Origin of the sequence: Nocardia sp. NBC_01730 (genome assembly GCF_035920445.1) — a bacterium.
Taxonomy (GTDB): domain Bacteria; phylum Actinomycetota; class Actinomycetes; order Mycobacteriales; family Mycobacteriaceae; genus Nocardia.
In genome coordinates this window covers 8,424,859-8,437,563 of record NZ_CP109162.1, presented here as the reverse complement: position 1 = coordinate 8,437,563, position 12,705 = coordinate 8,424,859, and the positions used below count along the sequence as shown (strand labels likewise).

Genomic DNA, 12,705 nt, shown 5'->3' with positions numbered 1-12,705 from the left:
ATCAGGCGTCCAGTTGGTCGGGCGCCCCGCCCGGTGAGCTCGGGAAAAGTTGCCGCCGCTCCCCCAACATGGCCGCGCTCACCCACCAAGCGGCCTCGACGAGCACGATGCCGACCACGCCGCAGACCACCGCGGCGCCCGTCAACGCGACGTTGGAGGGATCGAGTTTGAAGAACTCCCGGGTGAACGGAACCGTGAACAGGAAGACGTAGGCCGCGACGGACGCCGCGAGCAACAAGACCTTCCACCACACGTACGGCCGCGCCACGATGGCCAGCACCCACACCGCGATCATGATCAGCGTGATGAGCGCGGTAGTGCCCGCCTGGATCTTCTGCTCCTCGCCGGCGTGCGGACCGGCGTAGGCGATCAGATAGGCGACGAAGGTGGCCACGCCGATCACAACGCCCGACGGGATGGCCAGTCGCATCACGCGCGCGACGAACCCCGTGCGGGCGCGCTCGTTGTTCGGCGCGAGCGAGAGGATGAACGCCGGGATGCCGATGGTGAACCAGGCCGCGATCGTGACGTGGCGCGGCAGGAACGGATAACCGATCGGCGCGTAGTCGAAGATCTGTGAGCCGACGCCAGCGAGGCCGACCAGGAACGCGAGCAGCACGGAGTAGACAGTCTTGGTGAGGAACAGGTTCGAGACCCGCTCGATGTTGCCGATCACCCGGCGCCCCTCGCCGACCACGTAGGGCAGCGTGGCGAATCTGTTGTCCAGCAGGACGATCTGAGCGACCGCGCGAGTAGCAGGGCTGCCCGAGCCCATCGCGACACCGATATCGGAATCCTTCAGCGCCAGAACGTCGTTCACGCCGTCACCGGTCATCGCCACGGTGTGCCCGCGCGATTGCAGTGCCGAAACCATGGCGCGCTTCTGGTCCGGGCGAACCCGGCCGAAAGTGGTGCTGCGCGCCAGCACGTCGGCCAGCTGGTCGCGGTCCTCGGGCAGCTCGCGCGCATCGATGGCGTGGTCGCCGCCCGCCAGGTCCAGCGAGGAGGCCACCGCGCCGACCGACACGGCGTTGTCGCCGGAGATCACCTTGATGGAAACATCTTGGCTCGCAAAGTATTCGAGGGTGTCGCGGGCGTCGGCCCTGACCTTCTGCTCGAGCACGACCAAAGCGGCGGGCCGCACCGCACCCGGGGCGTCCGGTGCGTCCACCGGACGGTCGCCGCGAGCCAGTAGCAGGATGCGCAAACCGGAGGAACCGAGCTCCTCGGCTACGCGCGCATCCTCGGAGCCGGCGTCGAGCAACACGTCCGGCGCGCCGAGCAGCCAGTCGCCGTGCGCACCATAGGAGCAGCCGCTCCACTTCTTGGCCGAGGAGAACGGCGCCACGGCCGTCCGCTGCCAGCCGGGGCCGTCCGGCAGCGCCTCCGCGATCGCCTGCACGCTGGCGTTCGGACGCGGATCGTCGGCTGCCAGCGCGGCCAGCGCGGTGCGGACCTCGGTGTCGTCGAAGGACTCGAGCGTCTTGATGTCCGACAGCCGCATCCCGTTCTCGGTCAGCGTGCCGGTCTTGTCCGCGCAGACCACGTCGACACGGGCCAAGCCCTCGATGGCGGGCAGCTCCTGGACGAGGCACTGACGCCGACCCAGTCGCACGACGCCGACCGCGAACGCGATCGAGGTCATCAGCACCAGCCCTTCGGGCACCATCGGCACGAGTGCGGCAACCATGCCGGTGACCGCGGGCCGCCACGACTCCTTGCTGGAGACCAGCTGGTTGTAGATGCTCAGCAAGCCGGCGGGAATGAGCAGGTAGGTGATGAACTTCAGGATCTTGTCGATGCCGGTGCGCAGCTCGGAGTGCACCAGGGTGAACTTGCTCGCCTCCTCGGCCAGTTGCGCCGCGTAGGCGTCCTTGCCGACCTTGGTTGCCCGGTAGGCGCCGGACCCGGAGACCACATAGCTGCCCGACAGCACTGTGGCGCCGACCGCCTTGTCGATCGAATCGGCCTCACCGGTGAGCAGCGATTCGTCCACCTCGAGCTGCGCGGATTCCTCGACGGTGCCGTCCACGACGATCTGGTCACCGGGGCCGAGCTCGATCAGGTCGTCGAGTACCACCTCGCGCGGCGCGATCTCGACGGCCGCGCCGTCGCGGCGCACGGTCGGCTTGGCCTGACTGACGATGGCCAGCCGGTCCAAGGTGCGTTTGGCGCGGATCTCCTGGATGATGCCGACCGCGCTGTTGGCGACGATCAGCAGGCCGAACATACCGTCGATGATCGAGCCGGTCGCGAGCACCAGGATGAACAGGACGCCGAGGATGGCGTTGATCCGGGTGAAGACGTTCGCGCGGATGATGTCGCGGACCGAGCGGCTCGCACGATCGGGCACGTCGTTGGTGCGGCCGTCACGGCGCCGCTGTTCGACCTCCGCCGTGGTAAGTCCGGTGGCGCCCGAAGCCTGCACGGTAATCGACATGACCGCAAGGCTACGTGACAACTACGTTCGTCATGGTGCGGCAAAGCAGGTCTATCCCCGGTGTGACGTTCGGAACAAGCGCATTCTTCCTGTGGGGTCTGTTCCCCGCGTTCTTCGGGTTGCTGGCGTTCGCCCGCGCGGGCGAGGTTGTGGCCCAGCGAATCCTGTGGACGCTGGTCGTGGTGCTCACGGTGCTCGCGGCGAGCGGGCGACGACGCGAGCTACGCGACATCAGCGGGCGGGTCTGGCGGCTGGCTGCGGTCGCTTCGACCGCGATCGCGCTCAACTGGGGGGTGTACGTCTACGGTGTCACCTCCGGACACGTCGTGGAGTGCGCGCTCGGGTACTTCATCAACCCGCTGGTCACGGTCGCGTTCGGCGTCGTGATCTTCCGCGAGCGGCTGGCACGAGCTCAGTGGGCTGCGCTGGCCCTCGGCGCGACCGCGGTGACGGTGCTCACCATCGACTACGGCAGACCTCCCGTCATCGCGTTGGCATTGGCCTGCTCATTCGCCACCTACGGCCTGGTGAAGAAGGTGATCCCGCTGGACGCGTTGCGCGGCATCGCCGCGGAGGGGGTGGTCGCCGCACCGTTCGCGCTGGCGTTCGTGATCGCGCTCGTGGCCACCGGGCGCAGTGAATTCGGTTCCAGCGCGGGACATGCCGCACTGATGATGTCCACCGGCCCGGTCACCCTCGTGCCACTGCTGCTGTTCGCGGTTGCGGCCCAACGGGTTCCGCTGTCCACCATGGGCCTGCTGCAATATCTCACCCCCGCCCTGCAGATGGTCTGGGGCGTCGCCGTCGCGCACGAACCGATGCCCGCCTCCCGCTGGACGGGTTTCGCGCTGATCTGGGTCGCACTGGCGATTTTCACCACCGACGCCCTCCTGCGCGCCCGGCGTGTGCGCAGGAAGCCAGTCGCCGTCCCGCAACCACCGGCCAACGCCTGACCACGCGCACCCGGGTGCGAGAACGCGCCAGCCGCTTCCGAAACCTGCGCTCCTGGCTCTCCGGTCGGTCTCCCACAGCGACCCGGCCGATCGCTCGAGCACCACCGGCCGGCCGGGCCGATCCCGATGCGGCTATTTTCCGCCAGCGTGATGTCGGGGATTAGAGCAAACGTGTCGGATCCGACGCTTTTGCTCGCTCCGCGACACTCGTAGCGTCGACCCATGGCAGCACCGCAACCTCTCCACCCCCGCACACACTCCTGGCGGCCACGTCCTGAAGCGACGCCCGACATCGAGCACATGACCGGCCGTGAGATCTTGCAGGAAGCGCTCGACGGACGGTTCCCGGAGGCCCCGATCATGAGCACGCTCGGCTTCCGGCTGGTACAGGTCGGCGACGGGACGGTGGTGTTCGAGGGCGAGCCGGGCGATCACCTGCTCGATCCGATGGGCAGCGTGCACGGCGGCTTCGTGACCGCCCTGCTGGAATCGGCACTCGCCGCCGCGGTGATGACGAGGCTGCCCGGCGCCACGAGATCCACCTCCGTCCAGATCGGCATCCATGTGCTGCGCCCTGTGCGCATCGACACCCGAACCCTGCGCTGCGAAGGCACCGCGATCCACGTGGGGCCCACCACCGCCAGCGCGGAGGCTCGCCTCCTCGGCGTCACAGACGGCGACCTCTACGCGCACGCCAACTCGACGTGCGCGATCCTGCGGATAATTCAGTAGGCGGTGCCGCCGGCCCCGGATCGCAGAGCTGGCAAGCTTCACGTTCGGATCGGTCCAGGCCGCGCTGCCCGGCTGGACAAGACATATTCCCGGTCGCACAGGAAATTTCGATCAGGACAGCCCGGAACGACAGCCGTGCCCGCCCGGAGCGGGCGATGAGGTCGGATGGTCGGCCGTGCGACGACGACGGGCCGGCGACCGGGGCAGATCCCGGCGGCCGGCCCGACCTGTCGAGCGAATCAGCCGCAGGCGGCCGACTGCTGGCCCAGGTTGGTCAGCATTGTGCAGGCCCATGCCTTCTGGATCTTCCACTTGCCGTTGTCGGCGACGAACGGCACCTCGACAATGTTGTCCTGGCCGTTCAGAGTGAACTTGGCCTTGGCGTTCACGCTGTCGCCGAACGAGGTCACGTCGGTGACCTCGATCTTCACGTCGGCGCCGGACACGGCCTGCGACAGCCGGTCCGGCAGCGTCGGATCGGTTTCGGCGCCTTGGACGTTGTCCAGCTTCTCCGAGGCGGGCACCGACGGGTCCAGTGCCCGCGTCATGGCGGTGTTCAGCTCCGCGACGGTGGGGACCGGCGGCAGGTTCGCGCTCGCGGCCGCCGACGCCTTGGCGCTGGTCGACGTCTTGGCGGCGGGCTTGCTGTCCTTGTCGTCGCTGCCGCAGGCGGTCATGCCAAGCGCGGCGACGATGGCAAGGCCTGCGATCGCGATGCGTCCAGTCTTACGAAGCTTCAACTGCTCGTCCTTTACGTTCGAGTAGGTCCGTGTCGTGTTCCACCATGGCAGCCGTCACCCGAACCGGCGGCGCTGCACGAGGCCCCAGGCTACCCGGCGGCGGAAACCACCGCCGAGATCCACACGGGACAGACGGATGTCGTCGGCAGCGAACGTACGCGTCCGACCGGGCAATGTCGAGCCGTCGCGGGCGTTTGTCAGAGCAGACTGTCCAAGGGGTCGGCCCGGGCGAGCGCGGCGTCGGCGGCGGCGAAGGTGCGCGCGGGACCCGGTCCGGTCGAACGGGTTTCGAAGCGGACGGTCACCACCCCGAGCCCAGCGCCCTGCACCCAGCCGTGGCCGTGCTCGGGATGCGTCACGTCCATGCCTGGATGCCAGACGCTGACCGGCAGTGTGGGCGCGGCGACGGCTTGCGACGCACCAACCGTGTCGTCGAATCGCGGGGGCTCGGCGGCTTCCGGCTGCTCCTCGGCGATCTCGGCAACTGGACCTCGGTCGAGTTCCGGGAACAACGATTCCTGGCGGACCGTCGACAGGCCGCCGTAGCTCACCCCGACCAGCCGGATCGGACCCAGCTCTTGTGGGTCCAGCGCCGAACGCTGCGCGGCGGCGGCGAGAGCCGCCAAGTCCTCGGTCGCGTAGGGCAGCGTGTAGGAGCGGGTGACGACGCTCATGTCGGATTTCTTCAGCTTGAGCACCACGGTGCGGGCCGCGCGTCCGTCACCGGCCAGGCGCCGGTGCGCGGCGGCGGCCATGTCCTCGATGGCCGGGCGCAACTGGGCCAGGGTGACGATGTCGGTCTCATAGGTGGTCTCCGCGCTGATCTGCTTGGCCTCGGCACGCTCGGCGACCGGACGGTCATCGATGCCGCGCGCCAGCCGGTGCAGGGCCGCGCCGACACTGCCGCCGAGAATCGACACCGCCTCCGATTCCGGCAGTGCGGCAAAAGCACCCACGGTCTCGATGCCCAACGAGCGCAGCCTGCTCTGCGCGACCGGCCCGATCCCCCACAGCTTGCGCACCGGAAGCCCGGCGAGCAACCGCTGCTGCTCGACCGGCGAAATCACCCGAATCCCATCGGGTTTGGCCAGCCCGGAGCCGATCTTTGCCAGCTGCTTTCCCATGCCAGCGCCGACCGATGCGGTCAGCCCGGTGCGCTCGCGCACCAACGCGCGCAGTTCCGCGCAGAACTCGTACACCCGCGCCACCGTTGCGCCCGCCAACTCGGCGGGCTCGCCGAACGCCTCGTCGAACGACAGCGTCTCCAGCACCGGAATCCGGCTGCGCAGCGCGTCGAAGACCTGGCCGCTCAGCACGCTGTAGACCGCGCCGCGCGGCGGCACCACCACCGCGGTCACGCCGACGAGCCTGCGCGCCTGATGCATCGGCATCGCCGAGCGGGCACCGAAGACCCTGGCCTCATAGCTGGCTCCGGCCACGACGCCGCGTCCGCCGGTACCGCCGACCAGGACGGGACGGCCGCGCAGCGTCGGTCGCGTCAGCTGTTCGACCGACGCGAAGAACGCGTCCATATCGATGTGCAGAACCCATCGCCGCGCCGCGGTATCCGCGTCGGCGAGCACAGGCGGATGCTGCCCGCTCACCGAGGTTTCGCCGCATGTTGTCCGAACCCGGGAATCCGGGGGCGTGACAGGGCGATGCGCCGCCCGAACGACATGATGTCCGCGATCAGGCCGACCAGCTTGTCGTCGCCGCGCCGGCCTTGCTCGCCGAACGCGCCCCCTACTCGGACCACAGGCCCGGCCAGGCGCTCGACGATCCCGGCGGCGGTCGCCTTGTCGGTGCTCACGGCGAGCAATGTACGCCCGGCCACCGACAGATCCCGACATGCGGCGACGCTGTCCGATGGCTGTGCGCTAGCTGCTTGTTCCCTGTCGGAACCAGCGCACGCCAGAGCGTGCCGCCTGCCGCCACCTTCCTCGACGAAATGGCCCTGATCTGCTCTTTTGACACACCGAACGATGTACTAATCAGTATCGATGAACCGCCGACGAACCGCGGGGACCGAGCTTGTGACGCGCCGCGGTATGTGATGATCGAACGCATGAAGATCCGTAAGGCCGTCATCCCGGCCGCCGGTATCGGCTCCCGGCTGCTCCCGCTGACCAAGGCCATCCCCAAAGAGATGCTGCCGGTCGGCGACCAGCCGGTGATCGAGCACACGGTCCGTGAGCTGGTCGCCTCGGGCATCACCGACATCACCATCGTGGTCAGCGGCGGAAAATCATTGATCCAGGACCACTTCCGTCCGAACCCGGCATTGGTGGCCCAGCTCCGCGCGGACGGAAAACCTGCCTTCGCCGACGCGGTCGAGGAGGTCGGTGAGCTGTCCCGGCTCGGCCACATCACCTACCTCGATCAGCACGGCCCGTACGGCAACGGCACCCCGGTGCTCAACGCCGCCCGCAACCTCGGCGACGAGCCGATGCTCGTGCTGTGGCCGGACGACGTGTTCGTCGCCGAGGTACCGCGCGCCCAGCAGCTCATCGACGCCTACGAAGCCACAGGAGCCCCGGTACTCGCACTGATGCCGATGGACCCCGCCGAATCACAGCGCTACGGCGTTCCGGTGGTGGCCGACGACCACGGCAGCGGTCTGCTGCGCATCACCGGGCTGCGGGAGAAGCCGAAGCCGAAGGACGCGCCGTCGGATTTCGCCGCGATCGGCGGCTACGTGGTCACGCCCGGCATCATCGAGGAACTGCGCATCCAGACCGACGCGTGGTACGAGCACCGCACCGGCGAGGTGTACCTGACCGACGCGATCAACGTGTATGCCGCGGACAACCCGGTGTTCGGCCAGGTGATCCGGGGCCGCTGGTACGACACCGGCAATCCGGCCGACTACCTGGTCGCGCAATTCGCCTCGGCGCTGGCGCATCCGCAGTACGGACCGCTGCTGCGCAAGCTCGCCGCAGACCTCGGCAACTGACGGACACCCCCGCGCCCAGCCGCATCCTATAGCTTACGGCTATGCTGTCGCCGATTGCGATCGGCGACGCTGGTTACACCACGCATTGCTTCTCGTCGCCGATCCGGAGCTCGCTGTTTCTCCACGTTCCTGTTCGAGCAGAGAGGTGCGTTCGTGAGCATGATTCCGAGTCGTTGTGTGCGTCACCTGGCCATGACCGGCGGGGCCGCAATAGCCCTGATCTCGGCCGCAGCGGGCCCCGCGGCGGCCGAGCAGCAAACAGTGCAGCTGGGCTTCGCCAACGGCAACTGCAGCAAGACCGTCATCCAGGCGAAGGCGGGAACGCGTGTCATCCTCGACGTGGTGACCGCGGGAAACCCGACAACCGGGGCGGCGCTGGCGATCCCGGACAAGGACGTCCAGCTGCCGCTGCCGGACACCTTCTACTGGACAGTGACCCGAGTGGACCTCGGCGTGAACCAGCCGGGGCCGCTCCCATTCCAGGTGGTGTCGCCCCCGTGGTCCGGGAGCGCGGGCAGCGGATGCCAGGGGGTCATCCAGTTCGACTGAACCGCATGCGGCGCCACGCATACGGCCCCGATCCGCACCTGTGGCGGGTCCGGGTCGTTCTCGTGCCGGCCAACCAACACTCGGTCCGGATGACGCCGACTTCCGTTGAGCGACACCGTGTTCCGCCTGCACGGTGTGCTCAGAAGCGGCGGATGGCGTAGATGTCGAACTGCTTGAGCGGCGTGAAGCCGACCGGCACTCCCCAGTCGTACGCGTTGAGCACCTGGCCGAGGCCCGCGTAGATACCGACGTGTGAGCCGTCGCTGTTCAGCACCACCACGTCGCCGATCGAGAGGGCGCTGCGTGGGACCGACACGCCCGCCCTCGCCTGCTGCCAGGTTGTGCGCGGCAAGTTGACCCCGACCTGACGATAGGCCCACTGGACCAGGCCCGAGCAGTCCCAGGCGAACGGCCCCGTGCCGCCCCATTGGTAGGGCTTTCCGATCTGTGTCACGGCCGCCGCCAGCGCGCCGAGGCCGTAATAGCTGGGCACCGGCAGCGCGGCCGAGCCGCTGGCACTGCCGGATCCCGAACCGGAACCGCCGCTGGGCCCGCTACCGGAGGCACTGCCGGTGTCGGACCAGACCGGTCCGGCGAGGACGAATGTCGCGAGGGTAGATACCAAGAATCCGAGTACAACGCGGCGCAGCAATTTCCTTGTCACGTGCTCGCCCTTCCGTCGGCCTTGCTGACGGGCCGCCGTCCGACGGCCCCGGCTAACGCACAGCACCAGGGTGGTCACCCTGGGGCCGCAGTCACCGCGCCCGGCAAATACGCGCCCGACGCAGCGCATTTCAGGTAGGACAACTCCGCGAATAGACACTGCCGCCCCAGGAGTTGACCCGAGCAACAGCAGCAACATGGCGATTATGCCGCGCACCCATGCTCTAAACCTTTGGATCAGCAAATTCTCAGCATGTGATCTAACTCACATATTCACCCTCGCTCGGACCGCTTCCCGGACATCTGGACGACCGTCGACAGCACCGCCACCTCGCATGGCAGGCGAAGAGACAGCACAGAGAACCGATGGCCTTTCGCAATCGGATTGCGAGCGGCGCGCCTACCTCATCCGGCTCGAGGAAAACGACCACGAACAGGGCGACCGCTCCTACAGCTCGGGGCGGGACCTTTCGGTCCCGCCCCGACTGGTTCGCCCTCGGCCGTCAGGCCTTGGTGACCTTCGCCCGCACGCCACCGATGAGATCGACGGCGTCGGGGCCTGCGTCACCGAATATGACTGTGGTGGCGAGGATCTCGCCCGCGATCAGGGCGCGGTGGTTTTCGGCCCACGCCGCCCGCTCGGTGGGGATGTCGAGAACCACGGTGATGCGGTCGGAGACGTCCAAACCGGAGGACTTCCTGGTCTCCTGCAGGTCTCGGATCAGGTCGCGGGCCCAGCCCTCGGCCTCCAGTTCCTCGGTGACCACCGAGTTCAGCACCACCAGGCCCGCGTTGCCGGGCAGTGCCGAGGTGGACTCCGGCTCGGCCGCGACAAGGCGCTGGGTGTATTCCTCTGGCAGCAGGGTGATTCCGGCCGCGGTCACCACACCGTCGGCGTCCTCGGACCACTCCCCCGCCTTGACCGCCTTGATCACCGTCTGCACGTCCTTGCCGAGGCGCGGACCCGCGGCGCGGGCGTTGACCACCAGCTCGAAGCGGCCGTGCATGTCCACGTCGGTGGTCAGATCCACCTTCTTGACGTTGACTTCGTCGGCGATGATGTCCGCGAACGGCGCCAACCGCTCGGCGTCGGCCGCGGCGATGGTGACCTCGGCCAGCGGCAGCCGCACCCGCAGGTTCTGTGCCTTGCGCAGGCTCAACACCGTCGAGCACACCACGCGCACCTCGTCCATGGCGGCGACCAGTTCCGGATCGTGGGGAAGCACATCCGCTGCCTTTTCTGGTCGCTCCGCAGGCTCCGCTCCCGCAGGCCAGTCGGCCAGATGCACCGAGTCACCGCCGGTCAAACCGCGCCAGATCACCTCAGTGAGCAACGGCAGCAGCGGCGCGGCCAGCCGGGTGACCACCTCCAGCACCGTGTGCAGGGTGTCCACCGCGTCGCGGTCCTCGCTCCAGAACCGCGAACGCGACCGGCGCACATACCAGTTGGTCAGCGCGTCGGCGAACGAGCGCAACTCCTCGCAGGCGCCGGCGATATCGTAGACCTCCAACGCCTCGGTCATCACGTCCCTGGTCTGCGCCAGCTTCGCCAGGATGTAGCGGTCCAGCACGTTGGTCGAGTCCGTTCGCCACGACCCGGGCTTCGACGCGTACAGCTGCAGGAAGGTCCACGTGTTCCACAGCGGCCGCAGCGCGTGGCCGACGCCCTCGCGGATGCCGCGCTCGGTGACGATGAGATTGCCGCCACGCAGGATCGGCGAGCTCATCAGGAACCAGCGCATGGCGTCGGAGCCATCCCGGTCGAACACCTCGTTCACGTCCGGGTAGTTGCCCTTGGACTTGCTCATCTTCAGTCCATCGTCGCCGAGCACGATGCCATGGGCGACAACGGTTTTGAAGGAAGGGCTGTCGAAGAGCGCGGTGGACAGCACGTGCAGGTTGTAGAACCAGCCCCTGGTCTGCCCGTTGTATTCGACGATGAAGTCGCCGGGGAAGTGGGTGTCGAACCACTCGTTGTTCTCGAACGGATAGTGCACCTGGGCGAACGGCATCGAGCCGGACTCGAACCAGCAGTCCAGCACCTCCGGTACCCGGCGCATGGTCGACTTGCCGGTCGGATCATCGGGATTCGGCCGGGTGAGCTCGTCGATCGTCGGCCGGTGCAGGTCGGTCGGGCGCACGCCGAAGTCACGTTCCAGCTCGTCGAGAGAGCCGTATACGTCGACGCGCGGATAGGACGGGTCGTCGGAGAGCCATACCGGGATAGGGCTGCCCCAGTAGCGGTTGCGGCTGATGTTCCAGTCCCGCGCGCCTTCGAGCCACTTGCCGAACTGACCATCCCTCATATGCTCGGGCACCCAGGTGATCTGCTTGTTCAGCTCGACCATCCGGTCACGGAAGGTGGTCACCGCGACGAACCAGGACGGCACCGCCATGTAGATCAGCGGCTGGCCGGAGCGCCAGCTGTGCGGGTAGGAGTGTTCGATCGTCTCGTGCCGCAGCAGCTTTCCCGCGGACTTGAGGTCCTTGATGATCACCGGGTTGGCGTCGAACACCATCAGGCCCTCATACGGCGGCACCATCGAGGTGAACTTGCCGCCCGGATCCAACGGCTGCACCAGTTCGATTCCGTTGGCCGTGGCCACATCCATGTCCTCCTCGCCGAAGGCCGGGGCGAGATGCACGATTCCGGTGCCGGAGTCGGTGGTCACGTAGTCGGCAGTGAGCACACGGTGCGCGTGCGGGTGGCCGAGGAAGAAGTCGAACGGCGGAGCATAGGACAGGTCGGCCAGCGCCGCGCCGTCGTACTCGCCGAGCACCTCGGGGTCCTCACCGAACTCTCGCGCGTAGTGCAAGACCCGCTCGGCGGCCAGCAGATAGCGCTTGCCGTCGGCCGCGCGCAGGTGCACGTAGCGGATGTCGGGGTGCACCGCGATCGCCAGGTTCGACGGCAGTGTCCACGGCGTGGTCGTCCAGATCAGCGCGTTGGCACCGTCGAGTTCGCGCAGCGGATGGTCGGCGGATACACGCAGCACCATGTCGACGGTGACCGCGGGGTCCTGACGCATCTTGTACGCGTCATCGAGCCGGGTCTCCTGATTCGACAACGGCGTCTGCTCGTACCAGCTGTAGGGAAGCACCCGGAAGCCCTGATAGATCAGGCCTTTGTCGTAGAGCGACTTGAACGCCCACATCACCGACTCCATGAAGTTGGTATCCAACGTCTTGTAGTCGTTGTCGAAGTCGACCCAGCGGGCTTGGCGCGTCACGTAGTCGCGCCATTCCCCGGTGTAGCGCAGCACCGACGATTTACAAGCCGCGTTGAATTCCGCCAGACCCATTGCGTCGATCTGTGATTTGTCCGTGATACCGAGCTGCTTTTCCGCTTCGATTTCCGCCGGCAATCCGTGGCAATCCCAGCCGAATCGGCGATCGACCCTCTTGCCGCGCATGGTCTGGAAACGTGGGACGAGGTCCTTGACATACCCGGTGAGCAAATGGCCGTAATGCGGCAGACCGTTCGCAAAGGGCGGACCGTCATAGAAGACGAACTCCGATGCGCCGGAACGGTTTTCGATACTTGCGCGGAAGGTGTCGGCGGCCGCCCATGCGTCGAGCACACGGCGCTCCATCTCGGGGAACGATGTCCCGTTGCCGACGCCGAGGTCGACCCGTGGGTACGCGCTGGGGCTGGAAGTGTGGTCCGCCATCGCG

Annotated in this window: 10 protein-coding genes; 4 read left to right on the top strand and 6 right to left on the bottom strand. The window is 67.5% G+C overall.

The genetic code is table 11. From position 1 onward, the window contains the following. Position 1: 1 nt before the first annotated feature. A complete protein-coding gene (locus tag OHB12_RS34830; RefSeq protein ID WP_327114554.1) occupies positions 2 to 2,440 on the bottom strand; it encodes an HAD-IC family P-type ATPase in 2,439 nt (812 codons plus the stop codon). Between the two features lie 32 nt (positions 2,441 to 2,472). On the opposite strand from OHB12_RS34830, the gene rarD reads away from it, so the two are divergent. After that, positions 2,473 to 3,393 (top strand): EamA family transporter RarD, encoded by a 921-nt coding sequence (gene rarD, locus OHB12_RS34825; protein WP_327121755.1) that lies wholly within the window; start codon positions 2,473 to 2,475, stop codon positions 3,391 to 3,393. Between the two features lie 222 nt (positions 3,394 to 3,615). Next, on the top strand, positions 3,616 to 4,125 hold the full coding sequence (locus OHB12_RS34820; protein ID WP_327114553.1) for a PaaI family thioesterase: 510 nt from the start codon (positions 3,616 to 3,618) through the stop codon (positions 4,123 to 4,125). Positions 4,126 to 4,364: 239 nt separating this feature from the next. Here OHB12_RS34820 and OHB12_RS34815 read toward each other — a convergent pair whose 3' ends face one another. The 3 genes from OHB12_RS34815 to OHB12_RS34805 all read right to left on the bottom strand — a co-directional run bounded on the left by OHB12_RS34815 (position 4,365) and on the right by OHB12_RS34805 (position 6,675). After that, complete coding sequence (locus tag OHB12_RS34815) at positions 4,365 to 4,865, bottom strand: hypothetical protein (RefSeq protein ID WP_327114552.1); 501 nt, start codon at positions 4,863 to 4,865, stop codon at positions 4,365 to 4,367. A 197-nt stretch (positions 4,866 to 5,062) separates the two neighbouring features. Beyond that, complete coding sequence (locus tag OHB12_RS34810) at positions 5,063 to 6,469, bottom strand: DNA polymerase IV (protein ID WP_327114551.1); 1,407 nt, start codon at positions 6,467 to 6,469, stop codon at positions 5,063 to 5,065. After that, entirely contained in the window at positions 6,466 to 6,675 is a 210-nt protein-coding gene (locus OHB12_RS34805; RefSeq protein WP_327114549.1) for a hypothetical protein, read from the bottom strand. Before OHB12_RS34805 ends, OHB12_RS34810 begins: the two co-directional genes overlap by 4 nt. Positions 6,676 to 6,930: 255 nt before the next feature. On the opposite strand from OHB12_RS34805, the gene OHB12_RS34800 reads away from it, so the two are divergent. After that, positions 6,931 to 7,818 carry a UTP--glucose-1-phosphate uridylyltransferase gene (locus OHB12_RS34800; RefSeq protein ID WP_327114547.1) on the top strand — a complete coding sequence of 296 codons (888 nt, stop codon included), beginning with the start codon at positions 6,931 to 6,933 and terminating at the stop codon, positions 7,816 to 7,818. 153 nt (positions 7,819 to 7,971) lie between these two features. Further along, on the top strand, positions 7,972 to 8,367 hold the full coding sequence (locus OHB12_RS34795; protein WP_327114545.1) for a hypothetical protein: 396 nt from the start codon (positions 7,972 to 7,974) through the stop codon (positions 8,365 to 8,367). 139 nt (positions 8,368 to 8,506) lie between these two features. Here OHB12_RS34795 and OHB12_RS34790 read toward each other — a convergent pair whose 3' ends face one another. Both OHB12_RS34790 and ileS read right to left on the bottom strand, forming a co-directional pair. Continuing rightward, on the bottom strand, positions 8,507 to 9,031 hold the full coding sequence (locus OHB12_RS34790) for an NlpC/P60 family protein (protein ID WP_327114543.1): 525 nt from the start codon (positions 9,029 to 9,031) through the stop codon (positions 8,507 to 8,509). 502 nt (positions 9,032 to 9,533) lie between these two features. Next, the gene (ileS, locus tag OHB12_RS34785) at positions 9,534 to 12,701 is read right to left on the bottom strand and encodes an isoleucine--tRNA ligase (RefSeq protein WP_327114541.1); all 3,168 of its coding nucleotides are present in this window, start codon (positions 12,699 to 12,701) and stop codon (positions 9,534 to 9,536) included. Between the last annotated feature and the right edge of the window lie 4 nt (positions 12,702 to 12,705).

Excerpts from the sequence above, each read along its gene's own strand:
- rarD (WP_327121755.1), top strand. The coding sequence starts at position 2,473 with ATGGTGCGGCAAAGCAGGTCTATCCCCGGTGTGACGTTCGGAACAAGC.
- OHB12_RS34820 (WP_327114553.1), top strand. The coding sequence starts at position 3,616 with ATGGCAGCACCGCAACCTCTCCACCCCCGCACACACTCCTGGCGGCCA.
- OHB12_RS34830 (WP_327114554.1), bottom strand. The coding sequence starts at position 2,440 with ATGTCGATTACCGTGCAGGCTTCGGGCGCCACCGGACTTACCACGGCG.
- OHB12_RS34800 (WP_327114547.1), top strand. The coding sequence starts at position 6,931 with ATGAAGATCCGTAAGGCCGTCATCCCGGCCGCCGGTATCGGCTCCCGG.
- ileS (WP_327114541.1), bottom strand. The coding sequence starts at position 12,701 with ATGGCGGACCACACTTCCAGCCCCAGCGCGTACCCACGGGTCGACCTC.